Annotated in this window: 21 protein-coding genes; 15 read left to right on the top strand and 6 right to left on the bottom strand. The window is 30.6% G+C overall.

Going from position 1 to position 20,130, the window contains the following annotated elements; genetic code table 11:
- Positions 1-8: 8 nt before the first annotated feature.
- The 3 genes from Q0K54_RS06555 to Q0K54_RS06545 form a co-directional block, all read right to left on the bottom strand.
- Positions 9-794, bottom strand: coding sequence for a MurR/RpiR family transcriptional regulator (locus Q0K54_RS06555; protein WP_294579326.1), 786 nt, complete (start codon positions 792-794; stop codon positions 9-11).
- Between the two features lie 70 nt (positions 795-864).
- Entirely contained in the window at positions 865-1,440 is a 576-nt protein-coding gene (locus tag Q0K54_RS06550; RefSeq protein ID WP_294579322.1) for an RDD family protein, read from the bottom strand.
- 117 nt (positions 1,441-1,557) lie between these two features.
- On the bottom strand, positions 1,558-2,283 hold the full coding sequence (locus Q0K54_RS06545) for a 6-phosphogluconolactonase (protein WP_294579320.1): 726 nt from the start codon (positions 2,281-2,283) through the stop codon (positions 1,558-1,560).
- 273 nt (positions 2,284-2,556) lie between these two features.
- On the opposite strand from Q0K54_RS06545, the gene Q0K54_RS06540 reads away from it, so the two are divergent.
- The 15 genes from Q0K54_RS06540 to Q0K54_RS06470 all read left to right on the top strand — a co-directional run bounded on the left by Q0K54_RS06540 (position 2,557) and on the right by Q0K54_RS06470 (position 16,289).
- Positions 2,557-3,924, top strand: a complete 1,368-nt coding sequence (locus Q0K54_RS06540) for a PTS sugar transporter subunit IIC (protein ID WP_294579317.1) — start codon at positions 2,557-2,559, stop codon at positions 3,922-3,924.
- Positions 3,925-4,095: 171 nt separating this feature from the next.
- Positions 4,096-4,719 carry a hypothetical protein gene (locus Q0K54_RS06535; RefSeq protein WP_294579315.1) on the top strand — a complete coding sequence of 208 codons (624 nt, stop codon included), beginning with the start codon at positions 4,096-4,098 and terminating at the stop codon, positions 4,717-4,719.
- A gap of 9 nt (positions 4,720-4,728) precedes the next feature.
- On the top strand, positions 4,729-5,724 hold the full coding sequence (locus tag Q0K54_RS06530; RefSeq protein ID WP_294579312.1) for a YafY family protein: 996 nt from the start codon (positions 4,729-4,731) through the stop codon (positions 5,722-5,724).
- A 126-nt stretch (positions 5,725-5,850) separates the two neighbouring features.
- Complete coding sequence (locus tag Q0K54_RS06525) at positions 5,851-6,684, top strand: phosphate ABC transporter substrate-binding protein (RefSeq protein WP_294579311.1); 834 nt, start codon at positions 5,851-5,853, stop codon at positions 6,682-6,684.
- 9 nt (positions 6,685-6,693) lie between these two features.
- Complete coding sequence (pstC, locus tag Q0K54_RS06520) at positions 6,694-7,626, top strand: phosphate ABC transporter permease subunit PstC (protein WP_294579308.1); 933 nt, start codon at positions 6,694-6,696, stop codon at positions 7,624-7,626.
- Positions 7,619-8,485, top strand: a complete 867-nt coding sequence (gene pstA, locus Q0K54_RS06515; protein WP_294579306.1) for a phosphate ABC transporter permease PstA — start codon at positions 7,619-7,621, stop codon at positions 8,483-8,485. Before pstC ends, pstA begins: the two co-directional genes overlap by 8 nt.
- 1 nt (position 8,486) lies before the next feature.
- Positions 8,487-9,242, top strand: a complete 756-nt coding sequence (gene pstB, locus Q0K54_RS06510; RefSeq protein ID WP_294579305.1) for a phosphate ABC transporter ATP-binding protein PstB — start codon at positions 8,487-8,489, stop codon at positions 9,240-9,242.
- Between the two features lie 9 nt (positions 9,243-9,251).
- Entirely contained in the window at positions 9,252-9,911 is a 660-nt protein-coding gene (gene phoU / locus Q0K54_RS06505) for a phosphate signaling complex protein PhoU (protein WP_294579302.1), read from the top strand.
- Positions 9,912-9,921: 10 nt separating this feature from the next.
- On the top strand, positions 9,922-10,605 hold the full coding sequence (locus Q0K54_RS06500) for a response regulator transcription factor (RefSeq protein WP_294579299.1): 684 nt from the start codon (positions 9,922-9,924) through the stop codon (positions 10,603-10,605).
- Positions 10,592-12,289 (top strand): ATP-binding protein, encoded by a 1,698-nt coding sequence (locus Q0K54_RS06495; protein WP_294579295.1) that lies wholly within the window; start codon positions 10,592-10,594, stop codon positions 12,287-12,289. The genes Q0K54_RS06500 and Q0K54_RS06495 overlap by 14 nt, the downstream gene beginning before the upstream one ends.
- 45 nt (positions 12,290-12,334) lie before the next feature.
- Positions 12,335-12,853, top strand: a complete 519-nt coding sequence (locus Q0K54_RS06490) for a GNAT family N-acetyltransferase (RefSeq protein ID WP_294579293.1) — start codon at positions 12,335-12,337, stop codon at positions 12,851-12,853.
- Between the two features lie 193 nt (positions 12,854-13,046).
- Positions 13,047-13,748 carry an amino acid ABC transporter permease gene (locus Q0K54_RS06485; protein WP_294579290.1) on the top strand — a complete coding sequence of 234 codons (702 nt, stop codon included), beginning with the start codon at positions 13,047-13,049 and terminating at the stop codon, positions 13,746-13,748.
- Positions 13,735-14,472 (top strand): amino acid ABC transporter ATP-binding protein, encoded by a 738-nt coding sequence (locus tag Q0K54_RS06480; protein WP_294579287.1) that lies wholly within the window; start codon positions 13,735-13,737, stop codon positions 14,470-14,472. The genes Q0K54_RS06485 and Q0K54_RS06480 overlap by 14 nt, the downstream gene beginning before the upstream one ends.
- 26 nt (positions 14,473-14,498) lie before the next feature.
- Positions 14,499-15,251 carry a transporter substrate-binding domain-containing protein gene (locus Q0K54_RS06475; RefSeq protein WP_294579285.1) on the top strand — a complete coding sequence of 251 codons (753 nt, stop codon included), beginning with the start codon at positions 14,499-14,501 and terminating at the stop codon, positions 15,249-15,251.
- A 138-nt stretch (positions 15,252-15,389) separates the two neighbouring features.
- Positions 15,390-16,289 carry a DegV family protein gene (locus Q0K54_RS06470; RefSeq protein WP_294579281.1) on the top strand — a complete coding sequence of 300 codons (900 nt, stop codon included), beginning with the start codon at positions 15,390-15,392 and terminating at the stop codon, positions 16,287-16,289.
- 31 nt (positions 16,290-16,320) lie between these two features.
- Here Q0K54_RS06470 and Q0K54_RS06465 read toward each other — a convergent pair whose 3' ends face one another.
- The 3 genes from Q0K54_RS06465 to Q0K54_RS06455 all read right to left on the bottom strand — a co-directional run bounded on the left by Q0K54_RS06465 (position 16,321) and on the right by Q0K54_RS06455 (position 19,867).
- Positions 16,321-18,402 carry a HAMP domain-containing sensor histidine kinase gene (locus Q0K54_RS06465; protein ID WP_294579279.1) on the bottom strand — a complete coding sequence of 694 codons (2,082 nt, stop codon included), beginning with the start codon at positions 18,400-18,402 and terminating at the stop codon, positions 16,321-16,323.
- Positions 18,403-18,410: 8 nt separating this feature from the next.
- Positions 18,411-19,115, bottom strand: a complete 705-nt coding sequence (locus tag Q0K54_RS06460; protein ID WP_294579277.1) for a response regulator transcription factor — start codon at positions 19,113-19,115, stop codon at positions 18,411-18,413.
- A gap of 74 nt (positions 19,116-19,189) precedes the next feature.
- On the bottom strand, positions 19,190-19,867 hold the full coding sequence (locus Q0K54_RS06455) for a TVP38/TMEM64 family protein (RefSeq protein WP_294579276.1): 678 nt from the start codon (positions 19,865-19,867) through the stop codon (positions 19,190-19,192).
- Positions 19,868-20,130 lie beyond the last annotated feature (263 nt).

Genomic DNA, 20,130 nt, shown 5'->3' with positions numbered 1-20,130 from the left:
CAGGATATCTAATGAGTATGGATATATTCGGCATATTTAAGCGATATCATAGATTCAATAGCCATTAGACCATATGGATGACTTGCATAATCGTTACGAGAAGTGTAAAAAATATATTCATCAACATATGAAAATGAAGCATTTTTGTTTGAAGTTATTAAAACAATTTTAGGTTTATTTTTTTGATTATGGAAAGGAGTACTTCTAGGAAATACTCGATTAAAATACGAACCAGATTCTGAGAAAATAATAATTAGTGTATTGCCATCACTATTATTGATAAAATCAATTTGATTTGTGAATTTAATATGCGTAAAGATTAATTTGCCATTTGTTTGCAAATCATACTGCAAATTTAATGCAACACTTTCAGAATGCATATAGCCAAAAGCACCAATATTATCATAAGAGTGAATGTCTTTTACCAAATTAGTAATCTTGTTATTTAGCTCATTACTGTATAAATGCTTTAAGTTATCGATGATTGATAGAATATATGATTTTAAAAAATTGTTATCAAATGATTGAAAATCAAATTTATTACTTGCATAACGGTATTCTAATGGGATTTTAATAATTTGGGCTTTTAGTGTATTAAAATTATTTAATCCGATTTCTTTACAAAAACGTGAAATACTAGAATTTGAAACAAAACACTCATTTGCAAGATCAGATATCGATAAATCTTCAAGGGTATGGAGATTTTCTAATAAATATTTAGCAATTTTATAATTATTAGAATCTTTGGGTTCACTGTTTATGGTAGATAATAAAATAATTACTAAATTAAACAAAAACTATCACCACCCTTTTAAAAAAATTAATTTACGATATTATAACATGTTATTGAAGTCATTGACAATATTACTTACTTTTAATTACTAGGGTTTTTGCAACTATATCATGAAATGATTGGGTTTTAGAATTAAAGTAAGCATATACTATTGATATAATTGTTATAATATACGCTAAATATTGCCAATAGGTTGTTATATTATTAAAACCTAATAAACCAGGTATACGATGTAATTGGGTTGCAGTTATTAAAATCCCCCCTTCAATTAAAGTACTGGTAAATATTTCACGTATAAACATTATTTTCCCAGTTACCGGCTGATAGTTAGTTGTAACTATTTTAATTTTACATATTTTTTTACCAATGGTTTGGCCATTGAAAAGGTATGATGGAATTAACCAATAATAAATAAGACCGATTATTATTCCATAGATGATTAATCCTAAACCTACAGGAAATGAATAGGAACTGAAATCAAACATATAGGGTTTTAGATAGTCGCCGTTACGCAGATAAAACGTAATTGGGATTACTGAAATCGTTTGAGTCAAATACCAGTCAATTAATAGGGCAAAAAATCTTCTGGTTCTTGTTTCAATAATAACATTTTTCGATTGTAACTGATTAATTTTCTTGTTTGCCATAATTACCTCCATTTTCAATGTTAAATTATAACAATTCAAGTAGTCTATCGACAATTAATTTCCAAATCTTGGAAAGACCAAAAAACTCCGGATAGTCCCGGAGTTAGTATGATGATTTTAAAGTCGATATTCTTTGTAATCATCTATGTTTAATAATGAAGCTGCATCTTGATCGCAGATAACTGTAAAGTTAGGGTGTAATTTTAAGATTGTTGATGGTAATTCATCACTGATTGGTGATTCGATCATTTTCTTTAAAATTTCTGCTTTATGTTTTCCGTTTACGATCATAACTAGATGTTTTACACGCATTAAACTTTTAGGCCCCATTGATAATGTAAAAGGTAAATCTGGTTTTGGTGGATATGTTGGGTTAAGCTTATTTTTAGTTTTGCGATCCATGATATATGTATAGCTATCCATTGGAGTACATCTAGGACAGTTGCTACAAAAATGACCGTCCCATCCAAGTCCGATCAACATGACATCAAGACCACCAGCTTGACGAATTTCCCAATCATATTTTTCCCAATTTTCCATAGTCGTTGTGTGAATTTGCTCATCAGGAATATTGGCAGCGTCAAAAAATAACTCATGCATCTCTTCCCAATTTGGACCATATGGTTTATCTTGATATGGAGCCTCATCGAATAAATAATATTGAACATTTTTAAATTGTTCTTTATCTTTAACAAGTGGAGCCATCATTTTATATAGTTGTATTGGTGATTTTCCAGCTGTTAAGGAAATATTTACTCGCTTGTCTTGCATCATCGCACCAAGTAAAATGTGCAAAGCACTTTCGCTCATTTCTTTTTCAGTTTTTTCAATAATTAATTTCATATTTTACCTCCGTCATGATTTTATTTATCATTGAGGAGATAACACTTACACATTAGTAATTATAGTTGGATAAAAGTGAAAGTCAATAATAAAAATGTGATTTGTCAAGAATGTTTTTTGATGAGTTTAAGGGCATTATTTTTATTCTATAATAAAATTTCTTTTTATTACAAGTTATTTCTAAAAATTGGAAATAACTTCAAAGTTTTGGAAATTTACTGATTTTATTTTTGCTGTTATATATACTTTCAGGTAAAGAAAGGGGAGATAGCAATGAATTTTATGGATAAGTTTAATGAACTTGCTAATCGTACTTTGGTTCCGGTTGCCAACAAATTAGGGAATCAAAAACATTTAGCAGCAATTCGTGATGGTATGGTTGTTGCAATTCCATTATCTATCTTGGGTGGGGTTTGTTTAATTATTTCAACACCACCATTTACACCAGATACATTACCTGATTGGGGATTTATCAGTGATATGTTAATGGGATGGTATAATTGGGCACAAACATATAAGGCTGTGCTTCAAGTACCATATAATATGACTATGGCGTTAATGGGGTTATTTGTCACATTTTCAATATCATATCATTTAGCTAAAAGATATGATATGCCAGGTCTAAATGCTGCAGTTGTTACAACTGCTGTATTTCTAATTATGTCAGCACCATCACTTTCAGCAGTGCCTAGTGCTTTAATTAATGAAGGAGCCAGTGCATCGGATTTATTAGCACAAGCAGGATCGTATATTCCGACTACATATTTAGATGCTAAGGGAATTTTTACAGGAATATTATGCTCTATTGGCTGTGTTGAAATTATGCGTTTTTTATTGAAGAAAGACGTTCGTTTTAAACTTCCAGAAGGTGTACCACCAGCAATAGCTTCATCATTTGATGCAATCATTCCATTATTTGCTTGTGTGGTTATTTTCTATGGTGCTTCTTTAGTAATTCAAAATTTAAGTGGTGAATTATTACCTAGCATGTTGATGACTATTTTAGCGCCTGCAGTTTCTGGATTAGATTCTTTGGTAGGAATCTGCTTGATTACGATTATTGCTCAAACATTTTGGTTCTTTGGATTACATGGAGCAAGCATTACACAACCAATTAGATTACCATTTATGCAGATGTATTTAGTTGCAAACATTACTGCATTTAGTGAAGGAAGTACAATTGTTCATTTCTTCACACAACCATTCTGGTCTTATGTAATTACTTTAGGTGGTGGGGGAGCTACCTTGGGATTATGTTTGTTATTAGTAAGATCTAAATCAAAAGAGCTGAAAACATTGGGAAGATTATCAATCGGACCGGCAATTTTTAATATCAATGAACCAATAATTTTTGGTTTGCCAATGGTTCTTAATCCATTGATGATGATACCATTTATATTTGTACCAGTAGTTAATTCGATTATTGCATATGCATTAATGGCATTTAATATCGTTGGTAAAGGAGTAATTGAGACTCCATGGACAACACCGGCTCCAATAGGCGCAGCGCTTGGTTGTATGGATATTAAAGCTGGTATTATGGTTATTGGACTTATTTTATTGGATATGCTTTTATATTATCCGTTCTTCAAATTAACAGAAAAACAAAAGCTTCAAGAAGAAGCAGGGGAAACTAATTAAGATCAATTGAGAGATTAACACTTACACACGTACAATTAAATATCTAGCGGGATTTAAGAAATCTCGCTTTTTTTATTTAAAACCGTTTTTTAGGATTTAAAAAAGGGGTTTGTGTTGGTATAAAATTGTAAGAAAATACTATAATAAATGTAGATAAAGGGAGTGAGATAAATGAAACAAAGTTATTGGTGTGTATATGATCAGGATATTATTAGTGTAAAACGTTATTTATTAAAGTTATGTGATGATATTCAAGATGTCCATGATTTAATTAATCAAAGTATGGATCTACATATGTTGAAAAGAAAAATTTCTAAAAATAAAGAAATTGAAATTTTAGTGTTTACTAGAATAAAACGTTTGATTGATCGGGTTAGTAGTTTTGAAGCTATGGAATATCATTTGATTATGATGAATATATTGATTGATCAGCATTTTTATCCTTTATTAGTCTATAAATATAAATTATTAAACCATATTTTAGAACTAGGTGGTTTTTCAGTTGAAATATATTGCCTATTAAGACATTTGATAAAATATTCTCCTAAAGTAATCGAACCATTTGTTTTATCGGTATGTCAAAAATTAAATTTCAGCCAGGATAAATATTATTATTTGATTTGTCGGATATTATTGCTAGAAAAGGAATATAAAAAGGTATATCATTATTTTAAATATGTAAGTATTGATGATGAAATTGAGCGATATCTACCGGCATTATATAATTATAATCCACGATTATATCGTAAATATGCTAAAATGATGTATGTACCGATTGAATTGATTAATGATTAGGAGAATAACATGGGTAAAAAATTGTTTTATGTTTTTAAAGTGATTATGGAAAGCAAAGAGGCAATTACAGGTAAAGAAATTATTGAAGCTTTAGCCAAATATGATATTAGTGTTAATATTAAAACTGTTTATAGTTTAGTAGAGCGAATTAATGATTTTTATTATTGTTTTACTAATAAGCAGTTAATAAAAACGATTAGACGCAAAGGGTTTATTATTGATGAAGATTTTTTTGAAGATGGTGAATTGCAGTTTTTAGTTGATAGTGTTATGGCAAATAATGCATTAGATCAAAAGTCAGCCAAACAACTGTTAGATAAGTTATTAATATTAAGCTCTTGTAATCAACAAGAACGCCTATATATTGAAGATAATAAAAACCATGAATTAGATTTTGATTTGTTAGTTAGTTTAACGACAATCATCAAAGCAATAAATAATCATCGTAATATTTCTTTTAAATATGTCAGTTATGATATTAAAGATAATCGTTTGGTAGAAGTATTTCATACTAATGGTAATGTTGATGCTGAAACATATGTCATTTCACCATATCGGGTTTTGGTGCGTAATTCAATTTATTATTTAGTCGGTTATTTTAACAAAAGAAAAGATAGTTTATCAGTCTATCGAATTGATCGCATGCGTTTAGTTTTGCAACAAAGGGGACGTTATGAAGATCTTCAAGATCGTTATGATGTCATTAAGGAATTTGAAAATAGTGTTAATATGTTTTTTAGTAAAGAGCATATTGATTTAAAAATTATTTTTGATCGAAGAGTAATTAGGGAAATAGTTAGTCAGTTTGGCCAAGATATTTATGTTAGAAGAATTGATCGAGAACGAATTGAAGCGGTTATTAATGATGTCGTTTTATCTGATGGCTTGATTGGCTGGATAATGATGCTTCAAGATAAAATTGAAGTTGTAGCTCCAGAGAGTTTACGGAGAAATGTTAATATTAGGTTAAGAGAGATGTTAACGATGTATTCAAAAGAGAATTAGCGGGGATTCTCTTTTTTCTTTACATAAACTTAACATAATAAATACACATTATTGATATAACGGGACTATCAATTTGATTATTATATATGTGTCTTAAGAAAAGATAAAGGAAGGGATTTAAAAAGTATGAAAAAAGTATTTGGAGTTTTATTAACATTAGTATTATGCTTAGGGTTAGTTGGATGCGGTGGCGGATCTAATGATTCTTCTGAAGGTGGAGACATCAGCGGAACAATTAGCTTAAATGGTTCTACTTCAATGGAAGAATTTGTTAATACTTTAGCTGAAGGTATTCAACAAGAATATCCTAACTTAACTTTAGAACCACAATTTACTGGTTCAAGTGCTGGTATTGAAGCAGCAATTGATGGAACTGCTGATATTGGTGATTCATCAAGAGCATTAACTGATGATGAAAAGAGTCAAGGTTTAGTTGAAAATGTTGTTGCAATTGATGGTATTGCAATTGTTACTCATCCTGATAATGCAGTTGATAACTTAACTACTGATCAATTAGTTCAAATTTATACTGGTCAAATTACTAACTGGTCTCAAGTTGGTGGACCAGATCAAGAAATCGTAGTTATCGGACGTGAAGCTGGTTCAGGAACTCGTGGAGCCTTTGAAGAAATCTTAGGTATTGAAGATCAATGTGCTTATGCTCAAGAATTAAATGAAACTGGTGCTGTTAAAGCTCGTGTAGCTGAAACTGCAGGTGCTATTGGATATGTTTCTTTTGAAGCATTAGATGATACAGTTAAAGCTTTAACTTTAGATGATGTTGCAATCAGTACTGATACTATTAAAGATGGTTCTTACACATTACAAAGACCATTCGTAATGGCAACTAAAGGTGAAATCAGCGAACAAAGCAAAGCTGTTCAAGCTTTATTCGATTACATTAATAGTGAAGCTGGACAAAAAATCATCGAACAATGTGGATTAGTTAGTCCAAACTAGGAGTAAATTATGAAAAAAGACATGTTATCTATTATTAGTAATAGAAAAACAAAGTCTATGGTAGAAAAGGCAGCCGCGATAATATTTCGTGGCTGTGCTATTGTATCCATAGTTGCAGTAGTTTCTATTACTGGGTATATGATTATTTCCGGTACTCCTGCAATTTTTGAAGTAGGACTTACCGATATTCTTTTTAGCAGCGTTTGGGCACCTACGGCTGCGGATCCTCAATTTGGGATCTTAATGATTATTTTAACGTCAATTGTTGGGGTATTCTTAGCAATTTTAATCGGGGTACCTATTGGTTTATTTACAGCTATTAACTTAGCTGAATTAGCTAACCCTCGAGTTAGATCAATTGTTAAGTCTGCAATTGAATTATTAGCTGGTATTCCATCTGTAGTATATGGGTTATTAGGTATTTTAATTGTCTGTCCATTTATGTATAAAATCGAAATGTGGATTTTTGCCGGATCAGAAACTCATCAATTTACTGGTGGAGCCAACTTAATTTCTGCTATTATTGTTTTGGCAATTATGATTTTGCCTACTTTAATTAATATTACAGAAACTGCTTTAAAAGCTGTTCCAGATGATTATCGTAAAAGTTCTTTGGCTTTGGGAGCAAGCCAAATGCAAACAATTTTTAAAGTTGTATTGCCTAGTGCAAAATCAGGTATCGTTTCTGCGATAGTTTTAGGGGTAGGACGAGCAATTGGTGAAGCGATGGCTATTTTATTAGTAGCTGGTAACTCAGTCAATGCACCATTACCATTTAATTCAGTTCGTTTCTTAACAACTGGTATCGTATCAGAAATGGGTTATGCTTCTGGAACTCACCGTCAAGTATTATTTACGATCGGTTTAGTATTATTTATTTTTATTATGGCGATAAATCTAATTTTAACATTTATCATCAAGAGAGGAGACGAAAATGAATAGTTTAAGTATTTACGATAAAAAAAATCGTATTAGTGATAAAGTCTTAAATTTCTTGATTCAACTGGCAAGTGCTTTTTCAGTATTTGTTTTGGTTGTATGTATTGGTTATATTGTTTATCGTGGGGTTCCATATTTTGATTTTTCATATTTAGTAAATGCTACTAGTCTTTTAAATGGTACTATTGGTATTTTACCTAATATCATTAATACATTATATATTGTTATTGTTACTTTATTGATTGCTTGTCCAATTGGAATTGGAGGAGCAGTATTCTTAAATGAATATGCTAAAAATAAAAGATTTGTTGAAGTTATTTCTTTTACAACCGAAGTATTAGCGGGTATTCCATCAATTATTTACGGTTTGTTTGGAATGCTGTTCTTTGGTAACTTGCTAGGATTAGGGTTTTCAATTTTAACTGGTTCATTAACTTTAGCAATTATGATTTTACCAATCATAACTAGAAATACTCAAGTGGCTTTAGAGGGAGTGCCAAAGAGTTATCGTGAAGCAGCATTAGGTATTGGAGCTACTAAATGGTATATGATTAGAACGGTATTACTTCCAAGTGCAATGCCTGGTATTTTAACTGGTATTATTCTTGGTATTGGTAGAATTGTTGCTGAATCTGCAGCATTATTATTTACTGCTGGATCAGTAAGTGTTTTACCTTCAAATATCTTTAGTCATTTATTTAGCTCTGGTGCAACTTTGACAATTCAATTATATTTGAACATGGCACGTGGAGATTATGAAATCTCATTTGTTATTGCCTTAGTACTAATTGTCTTAGTTTTAGGATTGAACTTCCTGGCAAAATGGATTTCAAATAAATTTGATGTAAATAAGGTGGATTAGAATGGAAAATAAAATTGAAGCACGAAATCTAGATTTATATTATGGTGAAAAGCACGCTTTAAAGGGTGTTAATCTAGATATTAAAGAAAATTGTATTACTGCTTTTATTGGTCCTTCAGGGTGTGGAAAGTCAACTTTCTTAAAGACTTTGAACCGTATGAATGACTATGTAAAAGATGTTAAAATAACTGGAAAAGTAACTTTAGATGGTGAAGATATTTATGATCAACGAGTTGATACAACTGTCTTAAGAAAAAAAGTTGGGATGGTATTCCAACAGCCTAATCCTTTTCCAATGAGTATTTACGATAATGTTGCTTATGGTCCTAGAATTCATGGAATCAAAAATAAAAAGCAATTAGATAAAATTGTTAAAGAATCATTGGAAGCTGCTGCACTTTATGAAGAAGTTTCTGATCGTTTACATACAAGTGCATTAGGATTATCAGGTGGGCAACAACAACGTCTATGTATTGCCAGAGCATTAGCAGTGGAACCAGATGTAATCTTATTGGATGAACCTACTAGTGCCTTAGACCCAATTTCTACTTTAAAAATTGAAGAATTATTGTTAGAATTAAAAGATAAATACACGATTGCAATTGTAACTCACAATATGCAACAAGCAAGTCGTATTGCTGATTACACTGCTTTTTTCTTAGTGGGAGAAATGGTAGAATACGGTAAAACAAAAGATGTCTTTGGTATGCCTAAGGATAAACGGACTGAAGAATATATTACCGGAAGATTTGGATAGGAGATTAATATGTTAAGAAGTAATTTTGAAAATGATTTAAATAAATTACATGTTGATTTAGATAAAATGTGTCATTCAGTTGTTCTAGCAATTGAAAACTGTATTACTGCTTTTAAAAGTGGTGATCGGGAACTTTGTCGAGATATTATTTCAGGTGATAAAGTAATTAATGATATGGAAAGAACAATTGAAGCACGTTGTTTATCATTAATTTTAAAACAACAACCTGTTGCAAGTGATTTAAGAACTGTTTCTACAGCATTAAAAGTTGTAACTGATTTGGAAAGAATTGGTGACCAAGGTGCTGATATTGCAGAAATTTTATTAGAAACAGATGTTTCAAGTCCTTACAAAATGGTCGAACATATCCCTAGTATGGCTGCATTAGCTAAAGATATGGTTAAAGGTTCTGTTGAAGCTTTCCATCAGTCAAGTCTTGATAAAGCTAATGAAATTAAAACAATGGAATCTAAAATGAATGGACTATTTGAAGAAGTTAAGGTAGAATTAATTCAGATAGTAAAAGAATCTGCAGATAATATTGATGTTGTAATCAATTTCTTGATGATTGCAAAATATTTTGAAAGAATCGGTGATCATGCTGTAAATATCTGTGAATGGGTTGAATTTAACCAAACAGGAGCAATTGATAATTCACGATTAATTTAGGAGGTAAACAATGGCTGAACGTATTTTTGTAATTGAAGATGATGAAAATATTCGCGAGATTATAAATTTGGCACTAGTAAGTAATGGTTATGAGGTAGTTCAATTTGATAATGCAATTGATGCTTTAGCGGAGATTGATAAAAAAGCACCAAGCTTAGCTATTTTTGATTTAATGTTACCTAAAATGAGTGGTCTGGAAGCAATTGTAAAAATTAGAGAAACTAATAATGAATTACCAATTTTAATTCTAAGTGCTAAAGATCGTGAAATTGATAAAGTAAATGGTTTAGACAGTGGTTCAGATGATTATATGACTAAACCATTTGGAATTCTTGAGTTACAAGCACGGGTCCGGTCATTGTTACGCCGTCATAAAACAAGTGATGTTATTAAAACTAAACATATAACAGTAGATAAACAAACAAGAACAGTAACTTTGGATGGGCATAATCTAGAACTTACTAATAAAGAGTATTTATTATTAGTGTATTTGATGGACAATAAACATCGCGTTGTTGAACGTGAAGAATTACTAAATGAAATATGGGGATATGATTTCATTGGTGAATCACGAGCTCTAGACGTGCATATTCGAGCTTTACGTAGTAAGTTAAAAGATGATGGACATAAGTATATTAGAACAGTACGTAGTGTCGGATATCGTTTCTACGAAGGAGATGATGATAGTGAATAAAACTATATTTCGCTATTTTCTAATTGTCTTAGTCATTACGTTAGTTCTATCAAGCAGTGTTTCAATGGTCATTCTTTCTAATCAACAATTAGAAAACACTGAAGAAGATATGTTGTATGCTGTTCGATTAATTGAATATCAGTTAGATGATACTAAGGATTTAAAGGCCCAAGTGGAAGCTTTAAATCCTCTTGCGTATAACGAGAATACTCGTTTGACGATCATTGATACTAATGGTGATGTTCTAGCCGATAGTGATGCTGATACAATTGAAGAAAATCACTATGGACGAGAAGAGGTTAGAGAGGCTTTAAGTGATGGAGTTGGTTATGCCACTCGTTATTCTCAAACCGTTGGTGAAAATATGTTATACGTTGCTTATTTTAATGATGATTATATCGTGCGACTTTCAGTTCCATATGATGGTATTTTTGATTATATTCCAATGCTAATAAAACCTTTAGGGATAGGTGCTATTATTTCACTGGCTATCGCATTGATTTTATCTAAACGTTTTTCTAATACCTTGACAGCGCCACTTCAGGAAATAACAACTCAAGTTATGAAAATGAAAGATTATCGTGAATTAGAGTTTGATATTTATAAGTATGATGAATTTAATATTATTGCCTCTAAACTAGAGGAACAGGCTAAAACGATTCATGATACTTTAAAAACACTGAAAGAAGAACGAATTAAGATCAATGGTATTCTTGACCAGATGAAGGAAGGTTTTATCTTATTGGATAGTAATCTTGATGTTTTGATGGTCAATCGTAAAGCCCAAAAATTATATGGGGATCGGATTGTTTTAAATGAGTCAATCAAGGATTTTATTTTTGATTTTAAGATTATTAATGCTTTAGATCATTTATCAATTGAACGTCAAGTAGTTGAAATTGAAAAAGAAAAAGAATTTTATAACTGTTATGTCGCTAAAGTAGATTATGGCGTTACTTTACTGTTTGTTAATATAACAGAACAACATAATGCTATGAAAATGCGTCAAGAGTTTTTCTCTAATGTTTCACACGAATTAAAAACTCCAATTACTTCTATTCGTGGATATAGTGAATTATTAGAGACCGGAGTAATCAATGATGATGCTTCAAGAAAAAAAGCTTTAGATAAGATTCATGATGAAGTTGATAATATGTCTAATTTAATTAATGATATCTTGATGATTTCTCGCTTAGAAAATAAAGATATTGATGTAATAAAACATCCGGTTCATATTGTACCATTAGTTGATGAAATTGTTGATGCTTTATGGGTGGAAATTGATAAACGTCATTTAACAGTCACAAAAGAAGTAGAAGATATTACGTATATCTCCAATCATCAACATATGCATCAATTATTTAATAATCTGATTACTAATGCTATCAAATATAATGTTGAAAATGGAAAAATATTAATTAGAGTATTTGATGCTGATAGTGATATTGTAATTGAAGTTAGTGATACTGGCCGTGGTATTTCTAAAATCGATCAAGGACGGGTTTTTGAACGTTTCTTTAGATGTGATCAAGGGCGTGATAAGGAAACTGGAGGAACCGGTTTAGGTTTAGCTATCGTTAAACATATTGTTCATTATTATCATGGTAATATTCATTTAAGTAGTAAATTAAATGAGGGGACTACTTTTAAAATTGTCTTGCCAAAATCAGATAAAATTTTATAATAAAGACGATATCAAATCGTCTTTTTATTTTGGAGGTAAAAAAATATGACTAGAGAATATTTTTTACAAACATCACGTTTAAAGTTTTCTACCTGGAATAATGATGATCTGGAATTGGCTAAACGTTTATGGGGAAATAGCCAGGTAACAAAATATATAAGCGCTACAGGTAGTTTTGATTTATCAGATATTATTAATCGTCTTGATTTAGAAATTACTAGTAATCAAAGAAATCATGTTCAATATTGGCCAGTATTTGAACTTGAAAGTGAAAATTTTATTGGTTGCTGTGGCTTGAGAAAAATAGATAGTAATGGTTATGAACTAGGATTTCACTTACTCCCGGATTTTTGGCATCATGGATATGGCTACGAAGCTGCTAAAGCTATAATCAAATATGCAGCTAATATTTTGAAGGCAAAATATTTAATGGCTGGACATAATCCTGATAATCTAGCTTCAAAAAAGCTACTAAATAAATTAGGGTTTATTTATGATCATGATGAGTATTATAAGCCAACAGGACTGCAACATCCTACTTATTACTTACAACTAAATAATTAATGTTTAAAAGCTATAATGGAAACTGGTTTATAAACTAGTTTTTTGTTATAGTTTTTTTATTTATCAAGATTAAAAACAAACGTTTTTAATAAAAATATATTATAATGATAAATATTTATTTGACTTTTCAGATAATATCGTGTATATTGAATTCTGTAATACTTGTATACAATATTGTTAGGGGGCAAAATAAATGTATCTAATTAATATATTCGTTGAATATTTTCCTAGTTACTTTGATGCATTTTTGATGACTATTAGATTATCAGTGCTATCGTTAATTTTTGCATCGTTACTTGGAATTATAATTGGACTAGTTAATTCTGCAAAAAATAAAAATATTATTACGAGAATTTTTCAAATTATTAGCCGAGTATACATAGACTTAATTCGGGGAACACCACTATTGGTACAAATCTTAATTATCTATTATGGTATTCCTCAAGTTTTAAGAGCAAGTACTGGCTTTCAGTGGAATAGTATTGGTGGTGCTTTTACCGCTGGGGTAGTTATTTTAACTTTAAATGCTGGTGCTTATATGTCAGAGATTGTTCGAGCTGGAATTGAATCAGTTGATGTCGGACAATTCGAGGCAGCACGTTCGTTAGGTTTAGGTTATGGTAAAACTATGATAAAAATTATTTTGCCACAAGCAATCCGAACGATGTTACCTTCTATTATTAATCAATACATTATTTCCATTAAAGATACATCATTATTATCAACAATTGGAGTGCGTGAATTGACTAATAATGGACGTATTCATGCTTCAGCTGCAAGCGATCAGGTAATGGTTCTCTACTGTATGATGGCTGCTTATTACTTAGTTGTCTGTCTATTGTTATCTAAGTTATCTAAAGTATTAGAAAAGAGGTATTCATATGGAAAACAGTAGTAAAATTATTGTCAACAATCTAAAGAAAAATTTTGGCAAATTGGAAGTATTAAAAGATATAAGTGTAGAAATAAAAACGGGTGAAGTAGTTTGTTTGATTGGTCCTTCTGGATCTGGTAAATCAACTTTTCTAAGATGTTTAAATCACTTGGAAGATATTACTGGTGGCCAGGTAATTGTCGATGGTCATGATTTGACTGATAAAAAGACAAACTTAAATAAGGTAAGAGAGAATATTGGAATGGTCTTTCAACATTTCAATCTCTTCCCACATAAAACAGTATTACAAAATATTATGCTAGCACCAGTTGCATTGAAAAAAATGAGCAAAAATGAAGCTAAAGAAAAAGCTTACAGTTTATTAAAACGAGTTGGCTTGGAAGATAAAGCTGATAATTATCCATCTCAATTATCTGGTGGTCAAAAGCAAAGAGTTGCTATTGCTCGTTCATTAGCGATGAATCCTGATATTATGTTATTTGATGAACCAACTAGCGCTTTAGATCCGGAGATGGTTGGAGAAGTATTGGAAGTTATGCAAAGCCTGGCTAAGCAAGGAATGACAATGATAGTAGTTACTCACGAAATCGGCTTTGCCAGAGAGGTTGGTTCACGAGTAATCTTTATGGATGGAGGTTACATCGTTGAAGAAGGAACACCAGAAGAGGTGATTCTACATCCAAAAGAATCAAGAACAATTGATTTCTTGAATAAGATATTATAAATGTTAGGCAAAAGGGGGAGAAAAAGATGAAAAGATTATTAAAAGTAGCACTAACAGGTATTATGGCCCTAGGATTAGTAGGGTGTGGCGGTTCAGGTGATGATTCAGGAGATAAGGTTTACACTATCGGTACTGACGTTACTTATCCACCATTTGAAATGGAAGTTGATGGTGAATTAGTTGGAGTTGATATGGAACTCTTAGCTGCCATTGCGGAAGATCAAGGTTTTGACTATAAAGTAGAGGCATTAGGTTTTGATGCTGCAGTAACAGCATTAGAATCTGGTGAAAAAGATGCCGTAATTGCTGGAATGTCAATTACCGAAGAAAGACAACAAAAATATGACTTTACTGATCCATATTATGAAACTGGTCAGACATTTGCAGTATTAGCTGATTCTGATATTAATTCTTGGGAAGATTTACGTGGCCAAACTGTTGTTGCCAAAATGGGAACAGCTGGTCTTTCATTAGCTGAGGAGAATGCTGATAAATATGGTTATACTGTAGTAGTAGTTGAAGATTCAACTTCAATGTTTGAACAGGTAAAAGCTGGTGAAGCAGCAGCTTGCTTTGAAGATGAACCAGTTTTAGGTTATACAATTTCTCAAGGAACGTATGATTTTAAAATGCCAGTTGAAAAAGAAAATGCTACTGGATATGGTATGGCAGTAATGAAAGGTGAGAATTCTGAATTAATTGAAATGTTCAATCAAGGACTTCAAAATATTAAAGACAGTGGTAAATACCAAGAAATTTTAGATAAATATGGATGTTAATTAATTAGCTACAAAACCAATGGTTTTGTAGCTTTTTTCTATTTGCTTAATATATTTTATAAATAATGGAAAAAAACTGTACTAATTGAAAGCGGTTTAGTAAAATAAAGGTAACAGAATGAGAAAAGAGGGAAGAAAATGTATAAGATAATATCTGATGGGTCATGTGACTTATCACCTGAAATCACAAAAAAATTAGATGTAACGGTAGTACCTTTTTATATCTCAATCGATGGCGTGAATTATCAAAAAGAACTTGAAGAAATACCGATTCGTGATTTTTATCAGTTTATGGTTGATAATCCTAAAGTATTTCCTAAAACCTCAATGCCTTCTATTCAAGACTATTTAAATGTTTTTACTCCATTAGTTGAGCAAAATATTGATATTATTTGCATATGTATAACTACTAAATTTTCTGGTTCTTTTAATTCGGCAGTAAATGCCAAAAATATTTTATTAGATGACTATCCTGATGCTAAAATTGAAATTATTGATGCGACTGTTAATACTGTCTTGCACGGGATGTTAGTTGAAGAAGCGGTAGCTAAAAAGAATAGTGGCGCAACTTTGGAGGAAACAGTGGCTTTTATTAATCAAATTAAAGAAAGTGGACGAATCTTTTTTACGATTGGCAGTATGGATTATTTGATTCATGGTGGTCGAGTAGGAAAACTTTCGGGAATCGCTGCTGGAGCACTAGGAATTAAGCCATTGATTCTATTGAAAGATGGTGAAATATTTAATAATGGAATAACCCGTGGTCGTAAAAAATCTAAAAATAAAGTGATTGAACAAGCAATTAGCTATCTTCAAGAAATTAATGCTGATATTAATGAATATCGTTTTGCAGTGGGATTTGGTTATGACGAAGCAGAAGGTGAAGAGTTTAAGAATGTTTTTGTAAATGAATTAAAAAAAGCTTTTCCAGGATTTGATGATGAGGTTTTCGTAAGACAAATTGGGGCAACGATTGGTGTGCACACTGGACCGTATCCAATTGGAATTGGTATAATTAAAAGGTATGCCAAAAAATAAAAAATAGATTAGAACTTTGTTCTAATCTATTTTACTTATCTAAATTAAAGATTACCGTTGCTTTAAATAAATCACCATCAACATTAATAGTAAAAGTTCCGTGCTGGATTTCAGTAAAGCTTTTAGCAATGGATAATCCTAAACCACTACCACTGGTATTTCTAGAAGTATCCCCCTGCACAAATCGTTCAACTAATTTAGCTTCAGATATCTTGATTTCATCAGCAGAGATATTTTTAAAGGTAATGATTACTTGATTATCACGTTTAATAACGTCTAAATAAACTCGAGTATTCTCTAAAGCATATTTACTAATATTAATTAATAAATTTTGGAAAATACGATATGTTTTAGAACTATCTAATAATAACGTAATTTTCTCATTTGGATAATTAGTTTTAAATGTTAGCTGTTTAGCTTTAAATTGATCATCTAATTCAAATTTTGCCTGTTGGATCAATGCAACTATATCAACAGGAACAAGGTGTAAGTTGATATCACCGCTGTTAACCTTGGCAACTTCAAATAAATCATCAATTAATTTTTTTAATCTTAAAGCGTTACGATCTAAGGTGTTAAGATATTCTTGTTGTTGGTTTTGATCAAGATCATTGTTTTTTAATAAATCGATATAAGTAATAATAGAGGTTAAAGGAGTTTTTAAATCATGGGAAACATTAGAAATCAACTCAGTTTTCATTTTTTGAGATTTGACTTCTTCATTTACGGCTTTTTCAAAACCGTTTTTTACATTAGTAAATTCATGACCTAAAGTATTAAATATACCGATATCTTGATGAATTTCTACATCAAAATCACCATTAGATAAACGCTTGACAGCGTTTAATAAAACCTGGTAATCATTTTGGAATTGCTGGAACTTAGTTTTTAAAATCCAGAAAATAATAATTGAATAAATTAAGGTAAAAAAGATACCGAAAGTAAAGAAACAACAAATTATCGAAACAATAATTGCATTAACAATTACTATTTTTAAAATAGTCTTATTTACTTCATTATTAAAGTCAAAATCAGCAGCTTTATCAATTAAACGTTTGATCCATTTAATTATCCAGGCACAGACTGTATTATTTTTTAATGAATTAATTAACCCTTCTTTAAAATAAGATTTAAAATAATAAGTTGTAAAAAGGATAAGCAGTAATAGTGCTGACCAGGCAATAACGTTCATCATTGCAACGATTAATCCACTATATTGATTAAAGCCAATAGCATTTAACTTGTCAATAAAATATCCGTTGCTGTAATCAACGATCAGGCCATAAATAATAACAATAATTCCAGTATATACTATAGCTGCTAGAATAAACAAAGGTTCTAATTTAATTTTAGCTGGATATTTTAAAGCGCCAACTTCTTTTTCAACTGTGTATGGATAGATTAAAGTGTATAAAACAACAATTAACCCAGCTATAAAAGCAAAAGGAAAAATATTAGCTATTTCTAAATAATAGGTTGCATAATCAGCCAGATAGTCATTAGAATTAGCAACAATATTTGTCGGTACGGCTATATAAATAGTAAAGTTAGTAGGATTAGCTAATTGCCAATTAACATCGTATTCATCTAAATAATTAAAAGAACTTTGTTTATAATTATTCCAGATTAATTCATAATTTTGATTACTTGTTTCATCACAACCTAAACTATCATAAGTTAAACTGCCATTTTCATCAAATGATAATCTAATGTACCATTGATATTTATCTTGAAGTTCTTGGTCGTTACTGATATTTGATAGAGCATCGCTAGTATTGCCAGTTATACGACTATCACTTTCGGCATAATATTTTATATTTCTTTTTTCAGTCAGTACTAACTGGCCGTCAGCAATAGCGTTTTGATAAAACATATCGGTGGCGGTTTGATTAGCAGTTATATATTGGCTTAATTTGTCACTGTCAACACCATCTTTAAGTTCGTAACTAACGGGATAAACTATACTAAATATATCATATAAGATGGTTGTATCATTGAAATGAATTTCATTTTGCCGATTTTCTACAACACGATAGCAGGAGAAAACTCCGATACTACATGTTATGACAATAATTAGAGATAGAATTGAAAAGATAATTTTCTTTTTTGTCATTTTATCACCTACATTTTTTCAATTTTATATCCCACGCCCCAGACTACTTTTAAATATTGGGGGTTACTAGGATTGATTTCAATTTTTTCTCGTAAATTACGAATATGCACCATAACTGTTTCGGTATTAATAGCTGCTTCATTCCAGACTATTTCATATATTTGTTCGCTAGAAAAAACCCGTCCTGGTTTTTTCATCAGCAATTCTAAAATTTTAAGTTCAATTGGCGTCACTTTAACTAATTTTCCATCAACAGTAACCTGTTTAGTGTCTAAATCTAATTCTAAACCACCGACGATATATTTATTGCTGGTTTCTTGGTTTTTATCAAGCATATCCAAGTATTTATGATAGCGTCTTAATTGCGATGAAACTCTAGCTAACAGTTCCATCGGAACAAAAGGTTTAGTAACATAATCATCACCGCCGATATTTAAGCCAGTAATCTTATCGATATCTTCAGATTTGGCTGAGAGAAAAATAACCGGAAAATCATATTTTTCACGTAATTTCATCGTCATTTCAATTCCATCCATGATTGGCATCATAATATCAACAATTGCCAGATGAATTTCATGTTTGTCGATCATTTCTAAACCTTCTTGGCCATTGTTGGCAATATAGACATTGTAATTTTGTGATTTTAAATAGATTTCAATTGCTTTAGCAATTTCTTGTTCGTCTTCAACTACTAGAATATTATCTTTTGTCATAATCATACCTTCTTTCAATTTCTTATTATAGAATGATTGTATAAAGATTAGTAGGGATGATTTCCAAAGATTTTCTAAAGATTTTTCTTTTTAATATAATAATTGTAAATTATTAGACCAGCTAATGAGACAATTCCGGTTATAACGAAGACAAGAATTGTAAAAGGATAATTTTGACTAAACAAAGCATCGCCACCAATCGTACTGGTAATAACTGACGGAATTCTAGCAATCGTGGTAATAAGTAAAAAAGTTGGTAATTTGATTCTAGTAAAAGGAGCAAGATATGTTAATAAGTCTTTAGGAGTCCCAGGAATAAAGAAAATAATAAAAATGATTATTTCTAAATTCTTTTCCTTTTTTAAAAAAGCAACTTCATGAAACTTCTTTAAATCAAAAAACTTTTGAACATATTTGATGCCATATTTTTCAATAAACCAATAAATAATAATACTGCCAAAAATACAGCCCAATAAACAAATTCCTAAACCTTCTATTGGTCCATAACAAAATCCCGCAGCTACTTCGATAATTTCACCAGGTAAAAAGACAAAGACTACCTGAAGACTCATCACTAATACTAAAATTAACTTGCCCCAGTTTCCAAGTAGCTCTAATTTTGTTTTTAAAGTTTCAGGGTTACTTAAATAATAAGAAAATGGCTGATATAAGATTAAGCAAATTAATCCCATAATTAAAAAGGACAAAGCAATAGAAATTATGTTTTTTTTATTTTCGATAATTTTGTGCATCATTTTCACCTCGATATTAGTATAGACAGCTAATCTAAAACAAAACGGGTAATTATTTAAATGCTTTCTAAAAATTATGTTAAGAATTAAAGAAGTTTAAAAATATTGGCAGTTGGCTTTTAGTAGATTGGTTACATTTATAAATGTCAATATAATTTTGTACAAAAATGATCATTTATGATGTACAATTGTGTTCCTTCTCAATATAATCAAGAGCATTTTTAAGTATTAGGATTCCTCTTCATTTGGCTTCATTTGATCTT

It is taken from the genome of uncultured Thomasclavelia sp., assembly GCF_944324745.1.
GTDB lineage: Bacteria > Bacillota_I > Bacilli_A > Erysipelotrichales > Coprobacillaceae > Thomasclavelia.
Note: the sequence above shows the minus strand (reverse complement) of the source record. Positions and strands in the feature narration are given on the sequence as shown.

Coding starts and splice junctions, on each gene's coding strand:
- Q0K54_RS06490 (WP_294579293.1), top strand. CDS start 12,335: ATGACTAGAGAATATTTTTTACAAACATCACGTTTAAAGTTTTCTACC.
- Q0K54_RS06475 (WP_294579285.1), top strand. CDS start 14,499: ATGAAAAGATTATTAAAAGTAGCACTAACAGGTATTATGGCCCTAGGA.
- Q0K54_RS06480 (WP_294579287.1), top strand. CDS start 13,735: ATGGAAAACAGTAGTAAAATTATTGTCAACAATCTAAAGAAAAATTTT.
- Q0K54_RS06525 (WP_294579311.1), top strand. CDS start 5,851: ATGAAAAAAGTATTTGGAGTTTTATTAACATTAGTATTATGCTTAGGG.
- pstA (WP_294579306.1), top strand. CDS start 7,619: ATGAATAGTTTAAGTATTTACGATAAAAAAAATCGTATTAGTGATAAA.
- Q0K54_RS06460 (WP_294579277.1), bottom strand. CDS start 19,115: ATGACAAAAGATAATATTCTAGTAGTTGAAGACGAACAAGAAATTGCT.
- Q0K54_RS06465 (WP_294579279.1), bottom strand. CDS start 18,402: ATGACAAAAAAGAAAATTATCTTTTCAATTCTATCTCTAATTATTGTC.
- Q0K54_RS06455 (WP_294579276.1), bottom strand. CDS start 19,867: ATGCACAAAATTATCGAAAATAAAAAAAACATAATTTCTATTGCTTTG.
- Q0K54_RS06495 (WP_294579295.1), top strand. CDS start 10,592: ATGATAGTGAATAAAACTATATTTCGCTATTTTCTAATTGTCTTAGTC.
- phoU (WP_294579302.1), top strand. CDS start 9,252: ATGTTAAGAAGTAATTTTGAAAATGATTTAAATAAATTACATGTTGAT.
- Q0K54_RS06535 (WP_294579315.1), top strand. CDS start 4,096: ATGAAACAAAGTTATTGGTGTGTATATGATCAGGATATTATTAGTGTA.
- pstC (WP_294579308.1), top strand. CDS start 6,694: ATGAAAAAAGACATGTTATCTATTATTAGTAATAGAAAAACAAAGTCT.
- Q0K54_RS06540 (WP_294579317.1), top strand. CDS start 2,557: ATGAATTTTATGGATAAGTTTAATGAACTTGCTAATCGTACTTTGGTT.
- pstB (WP_294579305.1), top strand. CDS start 8,487: ATGGAAAATAAAATTGAAGCACGAAATCTAGATTTATATTATGGTGAA.
- Q0K54_RS06530 (WP_294579312.1), top strand. CDS start 4,729: ATGGGTAAAAAATTGTTTTATGTTTTTAAAGTGATTATGGAAAGCAAA.
- Q0K54_RS06550 (WP_294579322.1), bottom strand. CDS start 1,440: ATGGCAAACAAGAAAATTAATCAGTTACAATCGAAAAATGTTATTATT.
- Q0K54_RS06470 (WP_294579281.1), top strand. CDS start 15,390: ATGTATAAGATAATATCTGATGGGTCATGTGACTTATCACCTGAAATC.
- Q0K54_RS06485 (WP_294579290.1), top strand. CDS start 13,047: ATGTATCTAATTAATATATTCGTTGAATATTTTCCTAGTTACTTTGAT.
- Q0K54_RS06500 (WP_294579299.1), top strand. CDS start 9,922: ATGGCTGAACGTATTTTTGTAATTGAAGATGATGAAAATATTCGCGAG.
- Q0K54_RS06545 (WP_294579320.1), bottom strand. CDS start 2,283: ATGAAATTAATTATTGAAAAAACTGAAAAAGAAATGAGCGAAAGTGCT.